The organism is Nostoc sp. LPT, assembly GCF_017115165.1.
In the GTDB taxonomy this organism is placed as follows: Bacteria; Cyanobacteriota; Cyanobacteriia; order Cyanobacteriales; family Nostocaceae; genus Nostoc.
On the sequence record NZ_JABXKF010000021.1, the window covers coordinates 39,831 to 63,386 of the forward strand.

Annotated in this window: 12 protein-coding genes; 6 read left to right on the forward strand and 6 right to left on the reverse strand. The window is 42.3% G+C overall.

Annotated features, from left to right (window positions below):
- Positions 1-36: 36 nt before the first annotated feature.
- Entirely contained in the window at positions 37-1,188 is a 1,152-nt protein-coding gene (locus HWQ58_RS04040; protein ID WP_292858079.1) for a histidine decarboxylase, read from the reverse strand.
- A gap of 617 nt (positions 1,189-1,805) precedes the next feature.
- Positions 1,806-4,757 (reverse strand): isoleucine--tRNA ligase, encoded by a 2,952-nt coding sequence (ileS, locus tag HWQ58_RS04045; RefSeq protein ID WP_292858082.1) that lies wholly within the window; start codon positions 4,755-4,757, stop codon positions 1,806-1,808.
- Between the two features lie 493 nt (positions 4,758-5,250).
- Here ileS and HWQ58_RS04050 point away from each other — a divergent pair, with 493 nt between their 5' ends.
- From HWQ58_RS04050 to HWQ58_RS04065, 4 genes are all read left to right on the forward strand, one after another.
- Positions 5,251-5,616, forward strand: a complete 366-nt coding sequence (locus HWQ58_RS04050; protein WP_292858188.1) for a Lin0512 family protein — start codon at positions 5,251-5,253, stop codon at positions 5,614-5,616.
- 569 nt (positions 5,617-6,185) lie between these two features.
- Positions 6,186-7,544 carry a Rieske 2Fe-2S domain-containing protein gene (locus HWQ58_RS04055; RefSeq protein WP_292858085.1) on the forward strand — a complete coding sequence of 453 codons (1,359 nt, stop codon included), beginning with the start codon at positions 6,186-6,188 and terminating at the stop codon, positions 7,542-7,544.
- 242 nt (positions 7,545-7,786) lie between these two features.
- The gene (locus tag HWQ58_RS04060; protein WP_292858088.1) at positions 7,787-8,125 is read left to right on the forward strand and encodes a hypothetical protein; all 339 of its coding nucleotides are present in this window, start codon (positions 7,787-7,789) and stop codon (positions 8,123-8,125) included.
- Positions 8,126-8,815: 690 nt separating this feature from the next.
- Positions 8,816-9,748, forward strand: a complete 933-nt coding sequence (locus HWQ58_RS04065; protein WP_292858091.1) for a polysaccharide deacetylase family protein — start codon at positions 8,816-8,818, stop codon at positions 9,746-9,748.
- A gap of 328 nt (positions 9,749-10,076) precedes the next feature.
- On the opposite strand, the gene HWQ58_RS04070 is transcribed toward HWQ58_RS04065, so the two are convergent.
- The 3 genes from HWQ58_RS04070 to HWQ58_RS04080 form a co-directional block, all read right to left on the reverse strand.
- The gene (locus HWQ58_RS04070) at positions 10,077-15,536 is read right to left on the reverse strand and encodes a translocation/assembly module TamB domain-containing protein (protein WP_366837319.1); all 5,460 of its coding nucleotides are present in this window, start codon (positions 15,534-15,536) and stop codon (positions 10,077-10,079) included.
- A gap of 538 nt (positions 15,537-16,074) precedes the next feature.
- A complete protein-coding gene (locus HWQ58_RS04075) occupies positions 16,075-18,267 on the reverse strand; it encodes an alpha-glucosidase (RefSeq protein ID WP_366837330.1) in 2,193 nt (730 codons plus the stop codon).
- A gap of 335 nt (positions 18,268-18,602) precedes the next feature.
- The gene (locus HWQ58_RS04080; RefSeq protein WP_292858094.1) at positions 18,603-18,800 is read right to left on the reverse strand and encodes a hypothetical protein; all 198 of its coding nucleotides are present in this window, start codon (positions 18,798-18,800) and stop codon (positions 18,603-18,605) included.
- A gap of 679 nt (positions 18,801-19,479) precedes the next feature.
- On the opposite strand from HWQ58_RS04080, the gene HWQ58_RS04085 reads away from it, so the two are divergent.
- Both HWQ58_RS04085 and HWQ58_RS04090 read left to right on the forward strand, forming a co-directional pair.
- Positions 19,480-20,733: a DUF4912 domain-containing protein gene (locus tag HWQ58_RS04085; RefSeq protein ID WP_292858097.1), complete on the forward strand. Its 1,254-nt coding sequence runs from the start codon at positions 19,480-19,482 to the stop codon at positions 20,731-20,733.
- Between the two features lie 84 nt (positions 20,734-20,817).
- On the forward strand, positions 20,818-21,744 hold the full coding sequence (locus HWQ58_RS04090; RefSeq protein WP_292858100.1) for a phosphodiester glycosidase family protein: 927 nt from the start codon (positions 20,818-20,820) through the stop codon (positions 21,742-21,744).
- A gap of 468 nt (positions 21,745-22,212) precedes the next feature.
- Here HWQ58_RS04090 and crtR read toward each other — a convergent pair whose 3' ends face one another.
- Positions 22,213-23,274 (reverse strand): beta-carotene hydroxylase, encoded by a 1,062-nt coding sequence (crtR, locus tag HWQ58_RS04095; protein ID WP_292858103.1) that lies wholly within the window; start codon positions 23,272-23,274, stop codon positions 22,213-22,215.
- Positions 23,275-23,556: the final 282 nt, after the last annotated feature.

The window sequence follows — 23,556 nt, forward strand, 5'->3', positions numbered from 1 at the left end:
TAAACTGGGTGATTAATTTCACTTGGCAATCTATTCTTAGTGTAGTGCTGACTGTAGCTGAAAATTATCTACGTTATCAAGCAATCCTTCTTCTAACAACAGTTCGTTAACAAAAGTATCAATTTTGTGCCGATCGATATTTTGCATGACTATAATGTGTACCCAATTTTCAGAAATCGCTAACTGCCACTTTTTAATTAATCTTTGAGAAGGTTTTTGAAACACTACGGTATTGGAAAATTTATTGAGCATACATGGGTATTCTCTGATTTTAAGTTGTTGGAAAAGATATTGGGCATTATCTATACAGGTCTTCGCTTCTTTCGCTAATCCATCATAACCTCTTGTTTGCATTGCATACCAGAGAATCAGAGGCGTATGACCGTTTCTAGAACCAAGAATTGTTGTATCTGATGAACCAATATATTCAATTGCTGTTTCAACTTTTTTTACCCATTTTTTCTTGGTTAAAACTACACCGCAAGGCAAGGGAGAACCAATGAATTTAGCAGAAACAGCTATACTATCTATGGGTTTTTGAAAGTTAACTTGCGGAGCGCCATCTAGAAAGGGTAATATTAATCCTGATAGGGCAGCATCACAATGAATGTAGTAATCTTTAATCTGATTGCGCTCTAAAATTTCGATAACTTTGTCTAAGTTATCAATTGCACCTTTAACAGTAGTCCCAATATTTAAATTGACGATCGCAGGATAATTGCGATTTTCGCTAATAAGTTTTTCAAAATGTTCATAATTCATCTCTCCATTAATTTGTGAGTTAACAATATTATGTTGGATGCGGAATAGTTTTGCTGCTTTGGGTATGGAGTAATGAGAGTCTTGTGATGAGTAAAGAATACCATTAGGGTAGATTTCTCTTGCTAAGAACATCCCATATAAATTACCTTCAGTTCCGCCAGCAGTAACATAACCCCAAAACTCATTTTCTGGAATTTTATAGAGGTGAGCAAAAAAAGATAATACTTCTTGCTCAAACTTACGAGAATGGAGACCAAAATCTGGTTCAATATATGGATCTCCAGCATTATTTAACAGAAAATTGAAAAATTTGCCGATCGCACTGTAATCACAACTTAAATTATATGGATAGCCTGTATGAAACTGCGATCGCTGTTCTATTTGCAGCAGAAAATCAGCCAATTCCTGAGCAATTTTGTTTGACATATCTCTGTATCTCTTAAATTTTGATTGAGTTAATGGATGTTTTAAACGAGATTACACGTATTAATCCATACCTTTATGTTTTTTTTATAATCACCCCATTTAGCTCTTTAATAGAAGATAATACAGTGAAAATACTGATAAATATTCAGTAATAATACCCATTTTTTTTTTGACAAAGTATATTACACTTAGAACTTCTGCATAATACGAAATAACCAGAATGCGTATTACATAAAATATTTTTTCAGTCGCTGAGTGCAACCTGATTTAATTACATATTTAACTTTGTGCTAGTTGCGTAATTTCTAGGAATGACTAGGCTATACAGCGAAGTCCGCTTATGCGGACTTCATCATGCTAAAAATAGATTTCCAGAAATTAAATATGGGTTATACAGAACCCTAATAGAGACTTAGCACTGCTCGTCTCTATATTCTTGCAGTTTTCCAGTAGATGAGGTACAAAATGCAGGACTCATGCATCAAACATCAAGAGTTTCTACTTTCTTGTTTCTGTCTTTTGCCTCAAATCCTGTAGTTTTGTACTTCATCTAAAAGAAAACTGCTGTCAGTGCATTTAGCCATTTGTAGTTTGCTAGTGCCGTGGAATTTTTGCTTTTAAAATTCTCCAGCTAAGGCTGCAACACACCGTTCGCAAATTAAGGGATGTTCTGCTGATTCTCCCACATGAATAGAGTAGTTCCAACAGCGATCGCATTTTTGCCCGTCTGCTTTCACTACCCCAATTTCCCAGTCTTCCGTCTGCGCTGTATATTTCAATCCTTGCAATCCTTCAGCAGAATCTAATAATTCCACTTGGGAAGTCAGCAATAAATACCGCAGTTCGTCAATCCCGTTACCCTTAACCGGGTTAAAGGCTTTGATAGCATCACCTAACTGTTTGTGAGGGATATGAATCAAAGCTTTCGCCTCCAGGGAAGAACCAATGAGTTTTTCTATCCTGGCTTGTTCCAACACCTTATTAACATCGGTGCGGAGTTGTCGCAGCACTGACCAAAATTCTGCTAATTCTGGATTACGCCATTTTTCCTCAACTAGTACCCAACCAGCTTCAAATACCGATTTGTAAGGTGTTTTGTAAGGGAGATATTGCCAGATATCTTCGGCAGTGTGAGATAACACTGGGGCGATCGCTCGTGCTAAATTATCTATTGCTATCTTCAGCACCGTTTGACAACTGCGACGGCGTAAAGCATCTTTTGCACTGATGTACAATCTATCTTTGGCCACATCTAAATAAAAGTTGGATAAATCCACGACGCAGAAATTCTGCACTGTTTGGAAAAAGCGGAAGAATTGGAAATTCTCAAAGGCAACAGTTACTTCCTCAAATACTTCGGTGATGCGGTGCAGCATATAACGGTCAAGTTCTGGCAATTCCTCAAAAGCAACTGCATCTTTTTCCGGGTCAAAATCATCCAAGCTACCCAACAAAAACCGCGCCGTATTGCGAATCTTCCCTCTAACATCATTCATTTGCTTAATGATGTTTTTGCCAATGCGAACATCGCCGGAGTAGTCTACCGATGATACCCACAATCGCAATACATCTGCACCGTAGGGCGGTTCTACTTTTTGATTTTTTCCGCCTTCAATGATTGTATTTGGATCGATCGTATTTCCTTCTGACTTACTCATCTTTCGGCCTTGTTCGTCCAAAGTGAAGCCGTGAGTTAGCACAGTTTTGTAAGGCGCAATGTCATTTACCGCTACACTGGTGAGCAAACTTGATTGAAACCAACCGCGATGTTGATCGGAACCTTCCAAATATATATCAGCAGGGTAGCGTAACTCTGGACGCTGTTGGACGACAGCCGCCCAAGATGAGCCAGAATCAAACCATACATCCATTGTGTCTGTACCCTTGCGGTAAGACTTGCCATTTTGGCGATAGGATTCGGGTAATAATTCCTCAACTGAAAGTTCCCACCAAGCATCGGAACCTTTTTCGGCGATGATTCCTTGGACGTGGTTGATAATTTCTTCACTCAGCAGCGGTTCTCCCGTGGCTTCGTCGTAGAAAACGGGAATCGGTACACCCCAAGCACGTTGACGGGAGATACACCAATCAGAACGTTCCGCCACCATTGGCGTAATCCGATTTTCACCTTGGGCTGGAATCCATTTTACCGTGGCGATCGCCTCTAGCGCTTCTTCTCTAAATCCTTCCACAGAAGCAAACCATTGTTCAGTGGCGCGGAAAATTGTTGGCTTCTTCGTCCGCCAATCATAAGGATACTTGTGGGGGTATGGTTCTTCTTTCAACAAAGAACCAGCCGCAGCCAGTGCATCAATTACCGCCTGATTCCCATCACCCAGCACATTTAACCCCGCAAATTGTCCCGCTTCTTCGGTAAAATTGCCATTGTCATCCACTGGTGCCAGTATGGGCAAACCGTAACGCTGACCAACAATGTAATCTTCTTGACCATGACCGGGGGCTGTATGTACCAACCCCGTACCCGATTCTGTAGTGATGTAATCACCGCCGACAACAATCGGACTTTCGCGGTCAAATAGAGGATGACGATAAGTAGTATATTCTAAATCATTCCCCTTAAATGTGGCTTTTACAGTTAACTCAACTCCGAAAGTTGAAGATAAACGTTCGACTAAATCAGCAGCAACAATGAGATAGCGGAACCTCACCCCCTCAGTCCCCTTCTCCGTTAACAAAGAGGGGGAAGCTACTTCCTCACTCCCCCTCCCCGCAAGCAGGGAGGGGGTTAGGGGGTGGGGTTCCACTTCCACCACTGCATAATTTAAATCTGCATTTACCGCCACAGCCAAATTCCCCGGAATTGTCCAAGGTGTAGTTGTCCAAATAGCCACACCCAAATCTGACTGATATTCCGCCAACAGTGGTTTTACAGCTTCTGCCAAACTTGTAACTGCAAAAGCTGCATAGATACTACGGGAAACGTGACCTTCTGGATATTCCAACTCAGCTTCCGCCAAAGCGGTATGAGAACTGGGACTCCAGTGAACCGGCTTCAAACCGCGATAGATGTAGCCTTTTAAGAACATCTGACCAAACACGCCAATTTGAGCCGCTTCGTATTCCGGCTTCAAAGTTAGATAAGGGTTATCCCAATCACCCCAAATACCGTAGCGTTTAAAATTATTGCGCTGGTCGTTTACCGTCGCTAGACCAAATTCTTTTGCTTTGTGTCGCAGTTGTAAAGATGTTAAATTTTGCCGTTCTGCTGATTTCATGTTCTGCAAAACTTTCAACTCAATTGGCAATCCGTGACAATCCCAACCAGGGACGTAGCGAACTTTACGCCCTTGTAACATTTGGTAGCGATTAATAATATCTTTGAGAATTTTATTTAAGGCATGACCGATATGGAGCGAGCCATTAGCATAGGGAGGCCCATCGTGCAGTATAAATAATTCGCCGGGGTTATTTTCAAAGAGGCGATCGTAAATTTTATTTTCTTCCCAAAATTTTTGGATTTCTGGCTCACGCTTGATGGCGTTTGCCCGCATATCAAAATTAGTCTTGGGTAGGTTTACAGTATCTTTGTAACTTCCTGATTCGGTCACAGTCTCATGCCTAGAATTAGGTGTGCAGGTTTTATCAATTATAGAAGATAGCCTGAAATCCAAAATTCGCTAACACCCCACACGCCAGGCGCTCATGGGGGAAAGCCCCTTCTCTACGAGACGCTACGCGAACGCAAAGCGTTCCGTTGGCGCAGCCTCTCGTAGAGAAGGAAAGGCGCTAGCCTCTCCCAAAGGGAGAAGACTGCGCTGGCTCCCCTTAATCCCCTCCCCAAAGCATCGGGGAGCAGGGTGGTTTCATACAAGCAGAGAAAAAATAAAACTGAGTTTCAAAGCCTCTCCCCGAAGCGGAGAGGAATGGAAGTGGGGTAAAAAGCTATGCCACAAAACAAGAAATCAAGACTTATATATTTTTCTTTTTTCGTATGAAACCACCCTGCCTCCCTTAGCAAAGGCAGGGGTCTATTGGAGAATTTCTGTATTGCTATGCAATAGAAAGATAAAGTGAAAGGTGCAGGATTTACCGGAGTTAGCAATGGCGCGTAAACGCTTGATTATCGAGATGGGGATGGGAATAGATCAGCATGGACAAGAACCAACAGTAGCAGCATCTAGGGCAGTACGTAATGCGATCGCTCACAATGCGTTACCTGGTGTTTGGGAGGTTGCAGGTTTAAGTCATCCCAATCAAATGATTATAGAGGTTCAAGTAGCAGTGCCATATCCAGAACAAGTTAGAGAAGAAGAGGTACTAGCTGTATTACCATTTGGTAGAAAAACTTTGATCGTCGAATCTGGAGGGATGATAGTTCAAGGGCGGGCGATTCCTGAACTCAACGATAAAAATGACGAAATGTTGATTGCGATCGCTGCTGTTACAGTTCTAATCGAAGATGAGTAGCTGAGGTAATTCCTCTAGAAACAGAAAGTTATAGAAAAGTTATTAAGTTATTCGACTACCGACTTCATTTGTGCAGACGCAATTTTTAATTGTCAAGTATATTTGCTGATTACTTGATCAAAAAGCCTCATTTCTTTATAAAAATACCTGTTTACTTTCTCAAAATACTTAAATGCTTTCTCAAAATGACCTTTGACTTATTCAAAAGCTGTGTTTGCTTTCTCATTTTGGTGTTTTCCGCAAGCAAAACGAGCTTTGACTTACTCAAACCCCAGTTTGCTTTCTCATTTTGGTGTTTTCCGCAAGTAAAATGACCTTTGACTTACTCAAACCCCAGTTTGCTTTCTCATTTGGGTGTTTTCCGCAAGTAAAACGAGCTTTGACTTACTCAAACCCCAGTTTGCTTTCTCATTTGGGTGTTTTCCGCAAGCAAAACGATCTTTAACTTACTCAAAATGCTTGAATGCTTTCTCATGGTTAATTTTTGAATCACTCTAGAAATGTTCTATCTCTGGGACTAAAAATTTTCTAATCCAAAAGTATAAAATAATAGAAACCTGGAGAAAAATATGTCATTAGAAACAGAGACACTACAGGCGACACCACCAACTTCTACTTTTGAGAAACTTGAGGAGAAGCAAGAATTTAACTGGAGGCAATGTTGGTATCCCGTCACCTTCGTCAAAGACTTACCTGCTAACCGCCCTCATGGCTTTTCCTTGTACGATGAACCTTTGGTTTTATTCAAAAACAAAGATGGACAATTTATCTGTTTAGCAGATCGTTGTCCTCACCGTACAGCTAAACTTTCTGATGGACAAATTATTGACGGCAAAATTGAGTGCTTATATCACGGTTGGCAGTTTGGCAGCGATGGCCAATGTCTGCACATTCCCCAATTAGCAACAGATGCAAAAATTCCAGTCAATGCTTGCGTGCCATCCTTTAAAGTTGTGGAACGCCAAGGTATGATTTGGGTATGGGCTGGCGAAAAAGAAACTGCTGTTGATGAAATTATTCCAATTTTGCCAGATTTAGATAAGCCAGGATTTGTGTGTGCAGACTTTATATTGGATCTGCCTTATGACCAAACATATCTAGTCGAAAATGTTATCGATCCTGCTCATGTTGCTATTAGCCATAATGGCACTAGAGGGGGTGGTAATCGGAAAAATGCCCAACCGCTAGAAATGGAAGTACTAGAGAATTCTGTTCAGGGGGTTAAAGGCAGGTGGCGGGGAGCTAACAAATCAAATGAAGCCTGGAAGTATATTGATTTTGTTGCTCCAAGTCTTGTGCTAAACACTGCTTATATTGAAAAAAAAGATTGGACATTTGGACTAGCTTTGTATTCGATTCCTTTAGGTAAAGGGCGATGCCGTCTTTTAGCTAGAGGTTATCGTAATTTCATGACTTGGGGAGTCAAGCTGAGGCCACGCTGGCTCGATCACTTAAATACGAACAAAATATTGGAGCAGGATTTGCCTCTGATTGCGGGACAACAGGCAGAAATTGAGCGCTTGGGAAGAAGTCTCAAAGAATTATATTTGCCGCTGAAAACATCTGACACATTAGTGATTGAGTATCGCAAGTGGCTAGATAAATTTGGATCGTCTTTGCCTTTTTATCACGGCTATTCCACGTGGAAAAATGTTGAGAATGACGAGTTGAATTCAAAGCCGATTTTGCTAGACAGATTTTCGCGACACATACTTATTTGTAGTTCTTGCAATCGAGCTTATCAGGTGACAAATAGGGTCAAACAAGGTTGTATAGGGGTAGCGATCGCTCTAGCTGCTGTAGCAATACTTGCAGATGATTCTAGAATCAGAATCGCAGCAATATCAGTTTCCATAGCAGCAATTGTCATGTCTGTTATGGCTCATACACTCAAAACTCACTTTGAGCATTCCTACACTCGTCATTAAAATAGGTATTGGGAACATTTTGTAGTAAGCACTAAAGTGCTTACTACAAACTTTTCATTACTAGCTTAGACATTGTACCGATACATGTGTAGTAAGTTTGCTCACCTTAAACGATTTGCTCAAACCTCAAGTCTTGTTAAGTGACGATCGAGTTAATGGCTCTGCGCTAAAGTAAAAATATTGGGATAAAAATCTCTGGCAGTAAGTTCAATAGACCAATAATCTTTACCACTGCGGCGATCATGTCTCAAGAGCATAACGAATCACTCCAAATTCAGGAGATCACCAAACTCAAACCGAAACACTTTGCTGATTTAGTCAGATCGGCACAATTGGTTTTCGACCCTACAGCCGGAGTTTCGGGAAGAAATATCACAGTTGACTGGGAACAATTTGGAATTCCCCGTGAAGTAGCGGACAATCTCAAATCACTTGGTCAGCACTACCAGTATGCATCTCCTCACATCCCTGTTGAAGACATTTGGAGTAAATTAACTCCAGAAACTCGTATTTGGTTCGTTGAAAATAAAGATCGGTTGTGGCAGCTTGAAGAAGCTTTCCCAGCCCTTGACGAAGATTGAGGAAGGCAGGAAGAGAGTAAGAGGTTGGAATTTAGATAAGACTTCTATACGAGGTCGAAGATTTTAGTAAAGGACTTTAAACTCTTCCTTCCTCTGCTCACAGCAGGAGACAGAGAGTAGCATTCCTCCTATCTTCTCCCTTCTGCCTCTCTCTACAAGGATAAGCAAAAACTGCGATCGCAAGCAAATAGCGAATATTGACATTACTAGTTGCAAAGTCCTTAACTCTATTGGTCAAGGACTACTTAGCATTTCTCCAGGTTACGGTTATACTGCTATCATTGCTGGCTCTACTGGCCAGCTAAATTTACTGAGTATTATTTTATTCAGTTTAATAATCGTAGCAAATTAGTACAGATTAAATTGAGACATCCTTTAGCTTTAGCTGGAATGTTTCAAGGTATTTTATTGTTATCTTTTTTCTTTCAGCAATAGATATATTAATTACAACAGGCTAGTACCGCAAGGCGGAAGTCAAAAGTCAAAAGTCAAAAGTCAAAAGAATTATATTCCAAGCTCTTGCGCCATTTGAAATGGTATGTTTATTTACGCCATGCTGTACTAGGAGTAATATCAAGTCCGGGTAATTCCAGTTTAATAAGTAATCAAGCGGACATGATATAAGGTATGGGAATATCAGGGATAAACCAATCCCGAATAACTAATAACTAATATTTGAGGAGATTTAATGTGTCTAGTCGTAAATTATCTTTGTTATTGAAACTAATAATTATTACATTGGTTACTGGTGCTAGTAGTTTAGGTATCAGCTTGCTTTTAACCACAAACGGATTTGAGCATTTGTTGGGAATTATCAAGCCAAAAAGCGAGAGTCCTAAAGCGAGTCATAACAAGCTGATGAGTGCAGATGCACAGAATATAAGTCCAGTCAAAGACCAGATGAATGAAGTGCCAAAGGCATTTCAGGGAACAATCGTTTATCAAGGGAAACTAAAAGCGAATGAGAAAGTTATTGCCCTAACTTTTGATGATGGTCCCAGCCCCAAAAATACGGCACAGATTTTAGAAATTTTGAAGAAAAATGATGTAAAAGCCACATTCTTCATGATCGGGCAAATGGTGAAATATTTTCCTCAAGTTGCCAAGCAAGTGGCTGCTGATGGTCATGTAATTGGTAATCACACATGGCATCATTGGTATCGCCACATGGACTTAGCTACTGCGGCTAGTGAAATCGATCGTACAGCAGAAATCATCTACAAGACTACTGGAGAGAAAACTACTCTATTTCGTCCTCCTGGAGGCTTTTTGAATAATGGACTAGCCGAATATGCCAAAAACGAGAAATATGCTGTCATGATGTGGTCAGAAGAATCGGGAGATGCTGAACGTCGTTCGCCTCAAGTTTCAGGACTAGTCAAAAATGTGCTGAAATATGCAAAACCCGGTGCAATTGTCCTGATGCACGATGGGGGCGGCAACCGTTCCAAATCTGTCAAGGCTTTACCAGAAATGATCGCGGGTTTAAAAGCCCAAGGCTATAGATTTGTGACAATTCCCCAACTACTAGAAATACAAGCCCAAGAAAAAAGTGTGGAGACAGCAGCATCACCTGTAGTAACAAATCAAGAACATCCAAACCAACAGCTTAATCATCAGTGATATCATGTCCGGTTAAAGACTTATCATTAAGAACGGTAGGGGGCGAAAGAGTTTTCAGATTTTTGCACAGATGCAAGAACCATAACCAATCAGCCGGACAGGATATGATATCATGTCCAGGTAATTAGTTAGTTTATTGGCCAGCAATGCGATGTGTCGGCTAACAATGCGATTGTTTCGACTAATACCAATTCAATTAATGATTGCAACACATCCTTTGGTAAAGACGCGATGAATCGCGTCTCTACAAATGGTCTATTTGTCGCATTCTTTTTTCAAATTGGTATAACAATGCGATTGTTTCGGCTGACAATGCCAATACACCAATTTAAAATCGGGTTTCATACTCAACTTGAAGTTGATTGTCATCCCCCACATCAGTTGAGCCTCGCATCAGAATTTCGTCATTGACTCGATAAAGGACATTGAAACGGAAAGAGTCATCGCTAGAAAGAGCGCGTGATAAAGAGGCAGAGAAATTTTTACTAATATCAAACACACCTTCCGCTGATAAATTAAGAATTGAAGCTCTTGATGCTTTTGATTCTTCATCATTAACAGATGGAGTCGGAAATATCCGAAATTCACTGAAACCAACAGCCTGTCCGATCGCAGTGATAGTTCCTTGTAAACTACCTAAAATGGTAGAACTAGCGAAATTAGTCAGCCCTTGACCTGCATCTGCTTGACCGAAAGAACCCAGAATTGAGCCACCCAGCAGCGCAACTATTTCTCCTTTACTACGGCTAGGTTCGCTCGTCAGTTCTAAATTCTCACCCAATTTACTAGCTGGCCCGTTCACCCTAGCTTGAACGGTAACGCTACGTAAAGTCCCAAAGTTGTTTACAGAAACATCGCTGACTTCAGAAGACAATGGTGATTCCAAAGTTTGAGTGTTCCTTGCTGATGTTTCCGGTACAATTGCTGTCAGTCGGACATCCAAAGTCGGGTCAAGTCCTTGACTAGGAATAAACCGCGCAGTTTGTTCATAGCCCCGCGCCAAGGTGAACTCAGTGGAAAATAAGCTCAGTCGTCCTCCTGTCAAACGAATGACTCCTTCAGGAAGCGGTTTGGCTAATGTACCATTAATGGTCAAGTCACCTTTAGCGTCAAACCTCAATAGGGGCTGACTTAATGCCGCTCCTCCTGGTACAAAGCTTAGGAAAGACTGAGTTGTAACCCAAATATCTTTGCCTAAAATCAACTTTAAATCTGCAAACTCTACAGGTATGGGTGGAGTTGCAGCGCTAGTGCTTGCGTCTGCTGTTGCCACTGGGTTAGTGCTTCCATCCACTGTAACCACTGGGTTAGCGTTATTCTCTGCTGTCGGTGTGACGTTAGGGTTAGCCTCTTGTCTATCTAGATTTATGACCTTAGTATTAGCCTCTGCTGTAGCTGCTGATTTTTTCTTCGCAGCAGCCGAGTTGCCAATAATTACCTGACCATCACTCAGTTGAATCTCTCCACCAATTACAGGTTTTAACGCTGTGCCGCGAATCACGACATCACCACCAACACCGCCTTCATACAGTCCTGCAAGCTTAAAATTGAGTTTGTCTGCTATTGATACTGTCAGGGGATTAGCTGTGGCTTGTTGAAGATCAAAAATTGGCAAGATGCCTGATACATTTACTTGCCCTTGGTTGTAATTACCTTGGATATTTTCAACGCTGATTGTTCTACCATTAAATAGTGCTGTTCCTGTGACATTCGTTAAAGGATCGGATAAGGCTTGAGCGCGAAAAGTTGCATTATTAAGTGTGGCGTTGCCATTGATAATTGGTTCCTTTAAAGTACCTTGAACATTTAAATCTACTTTTCCTTGACCGTCTACCCAAGCGACTTGATTATTGGTAAGCAGATTTAAGAGTGCCAATCCTTCATTTTGCACATTGGCGTTGATGCTGATTTGATTGCTATCCGGTTGCACTTTGGCAAAAGGCAAAGGAGCTGGTACGCTACCTGTAACGGCAACTGGCTGCGTTCCTGTTACTAGTAAGGTACTATCAAAATTCAAGCGAGCTTTGTTGTAATCAAAGTTCACCTGTCCTGTTTGTACGGGTTGTTTGTTAAGGGTCGCATTCGCTAGCGCCACTTTCCCTTGAACTCTGGGGTCTTGCAAACTACCTGCTAAAGTGGCATCAGCATTTACATTACCAGTGATATCTACGGGGTATTTTTCGATAAAAGGTTCTAAAAGTGATAAGGGCAGACTGGCTACATTCAATTTTCCAGATAGTTGGTCAGTTCCTAACTGTCCTGAAAACGCCACTAGTCCTTGATTTATCCCTACACTCAAGGGCGAAAGGGTGACGATACCATCGGCAAAAGTGCCTTGAGCAACGACTTGATTGATGGAGTAATTACCCCATTGCCAGTTAGCACCTTGAAAATTAAAGCCGACATTCAACCCAGATTTTAACGAGCCATTGGCTGTAATTGCTCCGCTTAAAGCACCTGTTAATTCTGCAAGGCTAGGCAAAGATGCGGTTTGTTTTGTTTGGGCTTGCTGTTCTTTGGCGATCGCTGTTGTAATATTCGAGAAGTATGCTAACTGTGTTTTCAAATCTGCATTTGGCAAGCTGACAGACTCAGTTTCAAGTGCTTCTGCACCAGCTAATGTTGGAGGCTGCAACCCGGTACTAAGGTCTTGAAAGTCGAAGATATTAAACGCTTGTAAAAGTCTCTGGATTTTGGCTTGGGCAAAATTAGCTTGGAATTGAAATTGCGGGTCATCGCCCGTTTGCACATTACCACTGAGAGCGATGTTGCTATCACCAATCCGTAATTGACCATTAGCCAAGCTAGCCGTACCATCAGCATAATTGATGCTGCCCCGAAATTCATCTGCTGCAACTCTAGCAACACGAGGCCGTGCGATCGCTACATCTCCCGCAATGGCATAATTATTTAGATTGACAACTAAATTACCCGATAATTGCCCCGCCAGTGGTTTCAATTGATTGTTAGGTAAAAAGCCGCCAACCAGAGCGATGGGAAACTGTTGGGCGTTGATGAGTAAGTTATCTCCCTCAGTTCTACCTGTGGTAACTGCGCCATCGCGTCGAACTAAAAATGAAGTGGGACGATAATCTGCACCTAAGTTAAGGGCAATCCGATCCTGTTTCCCAGCTAATCGCAGACTTGCCCCTTGTCCCCCTTGAAAATTCACGTTTCCGGTTAAAAGTGGGTCAAACGCCAAGTTACTCACATTAAAATTCCGCAGCCGGATATTGCCATTAGCTAGCGGGACATCTGGAGTTCCTATAACTTTTCCATTAAAATCCAGTCGCCCTGCTATTGCTACGTCACCAGGAACTTTAAAGCCAGTATTTTGTAAGTTGAAATTCTGCGCCAGTACATTTAAATCAAATCCGGCAATTTGGGGTGCGCCAGTTGGGGGAGACTGAATAGCGATCGCACCATTAGCACTCAATCCTGAGGTACTTGCGTTTTCAACTATAATCTGCTGTCCATTCCACTGGAATTGCGCGGTGAGCGGTTTTGCCAGCTGCGCGACTCCTTGGGGAAGGCTGATTTGTCCGGCGGCGCGAATATCTGCAAGCTGGAAAGATTGTGTTGTGCCTGCTAACTGAATATTGCTATTCAGCCGTCCTCGCAGTTGTGGTGAAAAACGGCTGAGTTGAATTTGAGAAGTTTTGACAGATCCTTGCCAGCGTTGTTGTGCAATTTCACCTTTGGCCCTGATTGTCCCGCCTGCAACGTTCACAACCGCATCGGGAAAGACGATATTCTCTCCTTGTTTGGTAACAACAACTCGTCCACTAGTAGGATAGGTGGCACTAGGCGCTTGCACCCGTGCTACTGTTTGCAGATTGCTGAGAGTGCCGGAAATATCGGCATTTGCCGAGACATTCCCAATAGCGATTGAGGGTGAGGAATTGTAGGCTTTGGCGATTGCATCTCCTGGTATATTTTTTGCTTGCACATTCAAAGCCACCCTACCTTGAGGTGCAAGCTGAACTCGTCCGCTAGCTGTGACTTGCCCTCCCACATCTGGATTTGCTTGAACGCGAGAAACATTGACGTTTAACGGTGTACCCAGAGAACCAGAAATTTTAGCGTTCGCAGATATACCACCAACATTAATCGGAGTGGAAATACCATAACCTTGAGCGATCGCATTTCCTGGGATACCTTGAGCTTGAATATCTACGCCTACCTGACCTTGGGGAGCGAGTTGAATTTGACCATTGGCTGTGATTTTCCCTCCGGCTGGCGGCGTTACCTGAACATCAGAAACATCAAGCTTCAACGGCTGTTTGCGAAGTGAGCCAGAAATTTGGGCTTTTGCTGAAACATTCCCGACTGCGATCGGGAGAGTAACGCCATAGCTGCGTGCTAGTATATCTCCTGATATCCCATCAGCTTGAGCATTAAATATTACCCCATCTTTTTTTCCCAGATTAGCTTGACCACCGCCTGTAATTTGACCGCCAGCTGCGGGGACTATTTTCAGATTGGAGATAGTAAGTTGAGATGCAGTTTGAGATGCATTCAAGCGAAAACCAGTGTTGATGGTATTAAATTGAACGCGGTCAACTTGAATCGGTTTGGTGTTACTTACTGTACCACTGACGACTGGTTGCTCAAGTGCGCCGCCTACCTGAATATTTGCTTGAATTTCGCCACTAGCTGGGACTGACGAATTTACTTTCAGGGTATCTAAGATATTTTTGGCAGTAACTGGTTTGATCTGAGCAGAGACGTTAAAACCTGTTTGAGTATTAATTGTTCCATTAGCCAGAATGGGAATTTTGCCAAAGTTCGTACTCAGATTATCTAAAGTAACTGTCTGACCCTGAAATATAAATTTCCCATTAAAATTAGAAATCGGCTGAGGAATATTTTGAATTTTAGCGGTGATTTGATTAGCTGTAGCTGTTCCCGTAATTGCGATGTCTGAAAGTTTGGGTGGAATCTGAACTCCTAAGTCAGCATTTAAATACCCAGCTTGCAGAGCGATCGGTAACTGAATTAATCTAGTGATATCAGATGCTTGTAAATTTTGGGCTGAAAGTTGGAGATTAGTTTGTTGAGCTTTTAGTTGGGTTTCCCCAACAACTTTAACAGCCCCTCCCCTAGTGAGTTGAGTATTGAAGTCATAACCGATCCTTTGATTTCCATCTGAAAATCGGGCAATACCACCAACTTGATCTAATATGACTGAGCCTTTCGGTTTAGTTGGTGCAGTGAATGGCACCAACTCTATATCGCCATCTTGAATTTGAAGTGACTGCAACTCAGTTTGAATAAAACCTTTTTTTTCCCCAGCCTTAACTTGGGCTATCACCCAACGACCATCTTTATCTTGTTGAATGTAAACATTGGGTTGAACTAACGTGACATCTAATACCAGTTTTCGGCTAAGAAAGAGTTGCAACGGCGAGAACTGCACCTCCAAAGCTTTTGCGACCACCTGATCTTGATCGCTGGCAGTTGCTGGGATCGATAAAGAGCTAAATCTCAGACTAGAAAGCGAAAAACGTTCAACGTTACCAACTTTTACTGGACGCCCCAGTAACTGCTCAAGATTTTGCTGTACTAACGGTGCTAAATCTTTGTATATATAGTTTCTAGCCCACCAAGCACCAACTATAATTCCAATTAGTAAAACCCCACCCAGAGCCAAACTGGTGCGTGCTAAAAGCAGGAGCCACAGACGACGATTACGATTAGATGGTTCCTGATTGTTTTTTGAATTTGGCGATCGCGTCATCATTGTTACTAGTACTAGTAATTTTTTTTCGAGTGAGGCTAGAGACAAATTAGTTAGGTGTATCAGCAAGTTACAAGATATGGTTTCACAATATTAGGACTTACGCAAGAACTTTGTGCCAAGCTGTTTGTATTTTCTCGGATAGCTGCGCCAATAAGACGCATTTGCAGTGCGTCTATGTTATTTGATGATTTTGTGTAATTCCTGAATTTATTTCAATATCTTGAATCAATACCTTAGCCAAAATAAGAGGATGAAGAGAGGGGGTCGATGTAATAAAGTTATTGTCTTCGCATAAATTTCCAAGCTTGTGTGCGATCACCTACGGTGGGCGCTTGCGCCATCGCAAGCTTTGAACTGATAGGGCTGCCATAGTAGAGTTATTGTCTCTGACAACGACAACTCAAAACCCACTCTCTAGCCCATGCCCGACATCTTATCACTCCTGCAATGCCTCTTGCCGCAGATAAACGCTACAACAATGAGGCAATTGAACCAGATAGTCCAATCCAGATTAGCGATCGCCCCTTGGAATTGGCATGACTTGATTAGCTATCCTACACTTTGCTAATGCACCACCGAGAAATTAAAGGACGTGGAGGGCTTTGAGTTCTGTAACGAGATGCTCTCCAAATACGGCTTTGTCTCTGAAAAAGACTCCCGGTTTGCCAAGCGGTGCGGATACTTTGATCCACTTTCCTTTTTCCGAATCGAACTTAGCGCCTGTCCACAGATGAATCCATTCTCCAGCGGGCAAATATAACTGCACTGTTTCCACACCTTTGTCCAAAACCGGCGCAACCAAGAAGTCAGAACCCAGCATGAATTGATAGCGAAGATCGTAAACATTCGGATCGTTGGGATAGTGTAGGACGAGGTGGCGAACCACGGGATATCCCACTTTTGCAGCCTGATCGACAAGGGTTTTCCGGTAAGCGGCTAGCGACTTGTACACCTGCCCAAATCGAGCTAAGTGGGAGAGAGTCTCTTTATCTGTGTCAATCTGCGCGCTAATCTCAGGAACCAATCCATCATGGGTGCGAAAAATGACTGTGAATGCATTAAGCTCTATCCAGCGCATGAGCAATTCTTTGGATCGCGCAATTACCGGAATCTTATCAAAGGCTGCTGCGTCAAAGCCCCCCGTATCACTGTGCAAGAGGCTGAAACCTGACATACCGCCTGAAAGTAGCCCCACAACGGCAGTTTTGATGCCATCGTATTCATCCCAAGTCTGCAACTGGTCTCCCAGCCAGAACGCAGTGGAAACCGCCGGACTCTGAGTAAACCCTGATCGATTCCAGAACACGAAGTCCTTGCCCCTGCCCGTCTCTTCAATGGCTTCACGATGAAGACGCGCCCAGGCTTCGGGATAGTGGTTGTGCCAAACCGCCGGATCTGCGTTCCCAGAGAGCTGGGCGTTGAACGGTAGAGCTTCCCCAAAATCAGCCATCCACCCCGATGCCTGCGCTTTGCCAATCATTTCCTCCTTGATCAAGTTCTTCAGCCAATTGCGGGCTTCCTCGTTGCTCAAATCAACCATTCCAGCTTTGATCGAGGAGTTCTTATACACGTAAGCCGTCCCGTTCTGACGAATAAGATAACCCTTCTGATTGGCCTCCTCGTATAGATTGCGGCAGGATGCATTGTCAGGTGAGCACGGCTCTTGCAGCAGAAAAGGATTCATGTAGATGAACACGCGAGCGTTGTACTTCGCCAACTTCTTTAAAAGCTTGTCCCAATCCGGGTATTGCTTTAAGCTCAACTGCCAGTTCCAGACGACCTGTTTGCCAGCATCCGTCTGGTTTATTCCAGCCCAATCCTGAATCCATAGTCCACAGAACGGAACTTTGGCATCGATCAATTTCTCAAGGCGATCGTTGACCTTGAGGCTACCGCCTTGGGCGGCGACCATGACCCCTTCGTGAATCCAGTCTGGAAGCGGACGCATGCGACCTGCATAAGTGGTGTATTCTTCGATTAAGTTCAGCGGTGTGCGCCCGAAGAGGATGCGCCCAGTCATTGCTTTGGAGAAAAGTTTGACTTCAACAAAGTTAGCGTCGCGCATATCGAAAATACTGTACTCTTTGTTTTCGAGAAACAGAGAACGAAGCTGGCTTGTGATGTAATGTGGAGCAGGGGCTTCAGTTATATAGGGGTTGCCGCCCGCGCCATCGTACTTCAGGTCAACAAGCTGCGTGATTCCGGGCAGTCCTCTGCCGATTCCGTGCTCCTGAACCAGGATCGGGATAACTTTTCCTTTCTGATTGAAATAGGTGAGCTGGTGTCCGAATCCGAAGAACGCTTCGTTCGGGTTGGACGCATATCGCAGGAAGATGCGATTAAATTGAGATGCGTTTTCTCCTTCCAAGCCAACTGTAAACTGGAGTTGGTTGTCGAACAGTGCCTGGAAGGTGAGACGGAAAGTTACCTCAAATCGTGAACCGGACAATATGCCGTGAATGATCAGGGTAGAAGGGTCAACGGATCGAGTTGAATCGATGCTTTTGAAAGTGTTCAGAAAAGAGACTTTATCTGTAACCTCAAAAGAGCCTGACGGATTTCCGTATTCCCTGAAAGTCGCGTCCGCCGCTGCCGCTTGCAGAAACGGGTATTTCGGTGTAGTTTCCCAGAGAGAACGTGCTGCGTCGTCTGCATGCCGGACGCGAATGCTGTTTCTTTTAACATCGAGCAGAAATTTTCCAACGGTATGTGTACGGCTTCCTGTGTTAGGCAGCGTCTGGCTTCCATCTGAATTTTGCCGCGGCTCACTTAGCAGTTAGAGCAGAGTAAGACGCCATTCCCGTAGCCGCCGCTAGAAGGGGGAAGGCTTTTATCAGAGTTCGTCGCGACACTTTTACCCAATACGGGAGGGAAGACTTATCAGACCGAACGTTCATAGTATATGGAGTATGTGAAGATCCTTTGATAAATTAGGCTAAAGTTGAAATGCTAATTATTAAGCAATACCTTTGCCAAAATAAGAGCTTACAAGAATTTTGGCATTTTTGGCAAAATCACTCATTTTGAATAACAACACATTATTAACAAAATTCGCTACTTTGTAGAGAAGTAGCGAATCTGAGCTTTTCGATTATTGTTTTGCAAACCCAATCAATCATCAGTTGGATCGTCAATCATTTCTGGTACTAAAGCTGGGTTACTTCTACGTTCTTGTGGTGATTGCTCTCGAATAACATCGTCTATTCTCGCAGGGTGTTTGATTTTGTCCAGTACCTCTGGACTTAATTGTGATGCATCGCCTTCTGGATTAGACTTTTCAGCTTGACTAGGAACTGTTTCCTTATTCATAACTCTTTCCTTAAACCCTAAACTTATATGCCAAGCTTAAGTTCTTCTCTGGTGGGCTACACACTATCTTGGGACTTAATTTCACATAACAGTGGGTAACAAAGGCGATCTCAACGGAACAGCAATATTGGCGTCAGTCGCCAGAATTCAGAATGAATTTTGAACGAAAGAGCGGATAGCGCAGCGTCAAGTCCGTAAAGAGCGTCTTGATTCTGACGCCTTGGCGAAGCTTTCCTTGCTCCGCTCCGGAATTCTTCTTCAAAAACTATGGTTTTTGGCTAACCCAGAGAGCAATGTCATGAAAAATTGATATTGTGCTCATAGCTGAACACGTAAACAACTAATAATGTCAATAAAACATGACAATAAGAACCCGGAAGGGCTGATAAATTCGTGAAACAGGCAAAAACCCACTTCTTACCCCTTGATCCCTAGATATGCTTAGTGGTTAATATAGACTTAACAAATAGAAATCCTCCGATCCCAAAGAAATGCTGATTTCGGCATTATCAGGAATTGAAAGGATGTTGGCTCGATTTAAAAACAGATTAAAAAACTTAAAAACTGGGCAAAACCAGGAGTCAGGAATAAGAAATTCATCTGGAATGGATGAGATTTTAAATAGCATTCTTTAACCAGGGGAAATCATTTACCGCTTAAACTACTGGAGGCCAAATTAATGGCAAAAGAACGCCCGCCACTAGAGGAGATGACCTTACGCCAACTACGCAAAGTTGCTAGCGAATATAGCATCTCTCGCTATAGCAGAATGCGTAAATCGCAACTGCTGACATCAATACAAGAAGTCCAGCGTAGCAAAAACTTACTCAGTCCATCTCGTTCATTGGAGGCACAAGAAACCGTGGAAGCTGCAAAGTTTGAATTAGGTCAGGAAGATCGTACTGGTGGATCTTTAGCTGATGTTGATGAAGGACTGGCAGATTTGCCCTCTGGCTATGGTGAAAGCCGGATTGTACTTTTACCGCGCGATCCTCAATGGGCTTACACTTACTGGGATATTCCCAATGAACACAAAGAGGAACTGCGTCGGCAAGGCGGACAACAACTGGCACTACGGATTTATGATGTCACCGACATCGATATCGAATACCAAAGCCCACATAGCATTCAAGAATATCCTGCTGATGAACTAGCTAGAGAATGGTATCTACCAGTTCCAGTTAGCGATCGCGATTATACGATCGATATTGGCTATCGTGCTGCTGATGGTCGCTGGTTAGTACTAGCTCGTTCTAGTAGAGTACACATTCCTCCCGTCTATCCTTCTGACTGGATTGAGGATGTCCTGATCACTGTAAATTTTGAAGAAGATTTACGTGGCAAAACTCAGTACGAACTAGTTCCTCCTGCGAAGAAAGTTGCAGCTACCGCCAATGGCAATGCTGTTGTAAATGGCAACGGCAACCCCATCTACGACGAAATCTTTGGTTTAGCGGAATCTGCCGAAGCACAACGGGTTGCTGGTTCTATTTTCGGCTCCCAACAAGGTGCAGTGCGTCCTGAACAAGCCATTAGCTCCTACATTTTCCCATCAGGTGTCGGTCTTTGGGCAACTCCCACCGTGTCTGGCTTAACCGCTTCCGGTGCAGGTATGTCAGGTGTTGGCTTCTCGGCTTCTGCCGTACCAGTGCGTCCGCGCAAGTTCTGGTTAATTGCCGATGCTGAGTTGATAGTCTACGGTGCAACCGAACCCGATGCTACTGTAACCATTGGTGGCCGTCCAATTAAGCTGAATCCAGATGGAACATTCCGCTTCCAGATGTCCTTCCAGGATGGTTTAATTGACTACCCAATTTTGGCTGTAGCTGCTGATGGTGAGCAAACCCGCTCAATTGAGATGAAATTTAATCGTGAGACACCATCTCGGAATACTAACACCAAAGAAGAAGCTGTCTTAGAATGGTTCTCTTAAGTTTTGGCTCTGAGATTGACTCCAGACTGAAATTTTAAATTATTCCCCGCTATAGTAATTCTGTAGCGGTTTTTTTATATTATTATGTCTACAAAAAAATTATTTTTGTTATTTATCTTGATAATCAGTGCAAGCTTATTATCAGGTTGCCAAAAGATTGAAGCAAATTTAGTCCCAAAAACGTCTAAAAGTTGCCCTGGCAAAGATGCCAAGTTCAGCATTGATTTTTTTAAAACTAATAATCAAGGTAAAAAAAACCCCAAAGGTATTAACAATGTGATTATTTTTAATCCCAAATCAGCAGAATTAGATTTTAAAGTTAATGTTGGTCTATCTCATAAACTTTACGCGAAAGATAGTAGAGGTAAACTACGTAAAGAATATGTAGCAAAACAGTTTCATGAACTTATCGCTGATGAAAATGCCAAGTTAAACGGACAGCTACCTATTGCCGCAATTAATGCCGATTATATAGATACTGATGATAAACCACAAGGCTTAAATATTTCTCGTGGAGTAGAGTATTCAGGAGCATTTAAAAATAAACGTTCTTCCTTTGGGATATCAGGAGGTACATCCCAGCAGCGACAGGCTACTATTCAAGCTGGTAGAAGAACAAACGATATTCTCAATTACAATTTAGTGGGCGGTAATGGCAGATTTTATCGTCAGGGTAAGTTTAAAGATATTTGTCAAGATTTGGGAGAATTTGCTTGTAAAAATGCAACTAATCGCTCTCTGGCAGCTATCACTAATCAAGGCTATGTAATTTTATTAGTTAATGACTTGAAAGCTAATTCAGATATTGAATTATCTCAACTTAATCAAGAGTTACTGCCAGATATGTTTGATAATGTCTTGGAAGGTATTGCTAGCAATAACTGTTTAGGTAAGATTCAAGAAGGGATTTTATTTGATGGAGGTATGTCTCCAGGATTGTATTATAACCAGAAAACTTATGTAGAAAACCTTGGGCCGATTGGTTCAGTTTTTTTGATTTACAAAAAATAAAATAGTTATAATTCCCACAGTCATTGAACCCCTCCCCGATGCTTTGGCCTACGGTATACACACAAGTCAAATTACCCCCTCAATCCCCCCGATGCATTGGTGGGAAACCGGAAAATCTAGTTCCCTCCCCAATACATACGGGGAGGGTTAGGGCTTTCAAGGGTAGGTTTTTTGGAATCTTGAAAATAGTTGAGAAAATTCTCAAGTGTTTAACGTGATTTGGTCGTTTCAGGATTTAAGCATCAGCTGAAATAGTCAAAAAATGACCAAATACAAAATACCTACCTTTGTAAGGAGGGTTAGGGTGGGGTAAAACCGTGATTTCTCAGCTATTTCAGACTTGTGTATACACGGTAGGATGCTTTGGCGGGGTGGGGTGATTCGGGTTTAATAAGTCATTAAGCGGACTTGATATCATTGATTATTTACAAATGACCAATAATTAATGACTAATTCACAAGTTAATGCTTATTTACGACTTTGTGATTCATCTTGATTTTTAGTTTTTTGATGAGAAAATCGAATTCCTACAAAGACATCGTAAATAAACTCTAAAAAGTCTTTCTTTTGTAGTAACCCTGAAGTTTGATAACAGCCTTTTTCATCTAACAAAGGCTTCATTAGATAGTATGTAGATTGATATTTGTACCAGGGAATACAAGTCCATAAATGATGAATTAAATGGTAGTTCTGACCTAAAATCAGGATGTTAAGAATTGAAGAGGGGTATACACGAGCATTTTTCCAGCGATCGCTTTCAACAAAGGGACGATGGGGCAAATAATCAAAAAACAAGCCCAGTATTAACCCCACTATACCAGAAGGTACAACCCAAAAATTAAGAACGTACATTAAAAAATGATATTGAACTGAGATATAAACAATGGCAACAACAATTAAGCGGCTAATTAACCATTCCCATAGCTCATATTTGCGCCACAGTCGCCGTCGAAAGAAAAACACCTCATGGGATAAAAATCGAAATGCAATCAGCCACAGCGGGCCACCTGTAGAAACAAAATGATCTGGATCGTCTTTGGGATGGTTGACATGAGCATGATGCTGCAAATGTACTCGTGTAAACACTGGAAAAACGAACCCTAGCATCAGGGCGCTACCATGCCCTAGCATGGCATTAATTACTCGATTGCGGTGGGCAGATTGGTGACAAGCATCATGAATTACTGTTCCAGAACAATGCAAAGCAATAGTGTTAAAACTAAAACACAGCCAGTCTGGCCATTGCCAAAGCCAGTAACCACAATGAGATGACACCAGTACTGTTACAGATGCAAAAAACAGTAGTAGTGTAGGATTGAAATCACCAGGAGGCGCTAACAATTCCTTCGGTGGAGCTTTCAGTAGTTTTTGTACTTTTGAAGTTACCGTTCTTACTTCTGTATCTACTACGTCTTTAAAGATGACTTCCAAGTTGTTGCCATTTAGCTTTTTATAGTCATCAACGGCTGGGTCGATGATGATTAGGCTTTTGTCCGGGATGTCAAAAAAATTAGGATCTAAAGAGGTCATAATTTTCCTGGTTTTGATTCGTTGATAAAATGGGTTTGAAATCCCAAACTCAACCAGCACAGAATAGATTTCTTGCCCCGATTAGAGAGATGAAAAGATTGAAAAATTAGCCAATACTCTTCTCTATTCAAATTAGGTATGGACTGTAAGAGATAGGGAATAGGAAAAATTTTGAATTCCTTGCTAGATACATACATAAACAAAATATTTGATTTTTGATTTCGAGAGTGAGTCCTGTTACTCATAATGCCAGCGACAACGGCATACATAGATTTTGGTTTG

Excerpts from the sequence above, each read along its gene's own strand:
- HWQ58_RS04055 (WP_292858085.1), top strand. The coding sequence starts at position 6,186 with ATGTCATTAGAAACAGAGACACTACAGGCGACACCACCAACTTCTACT.
- HWQ58_RS04060 (WP_292858088.1), top strand. The coding sequence starts at position 7,787 with ATGTCTCAAGAGCATAACGAATCACTCCAAATTCAGGAGATCACCAAA.
- HWQ58_RS04090 (WP_292858100.1), top strand. The coding sequence starts at position 20,818 with ATGTCTACAAAAAAATTATTTTTGTTATTTATCTTGATAATCAGTGCA.
- HWQ58_RS04050 (WP_292858188.1), top strand. The coding sequence starts at position 5,251 with ATGGCGCGTAAACGCTTGATTATCGAGATGGGGATGGGAATAGATCAG.
- crtR (WP_292858103.1), bottom strand. The coding sequence starts at position 23,274 with ATGACCTCTTTAGATCCTAATTTTTTTGACATCCCGGACAAAAGCCTA.
- HWQ58_RS04085 (WP_292858097.1), top strand. The coding sequence starts at position 19,480 with ATGGCAAAAGAACGCCCGCCACTAGAGGAGATGACCTTACGCCAACTA.
- HWQ58_RS04040 (WP_292858079.1), bottom strand. The coding sequence starts at position 1,188 with ATGTCAAACAAAATTGCTCAGGAATTGGCTGATTTTCTGCTGCAAATA.
- HWQ58_RS04080 (WP_292858094.1), bottom strand. The coding sequence starts at position 18,800 with ATGAATAAGGAAACAGTTCCTAGTCAAGCTGAAAAGTCTAATCCAGAA.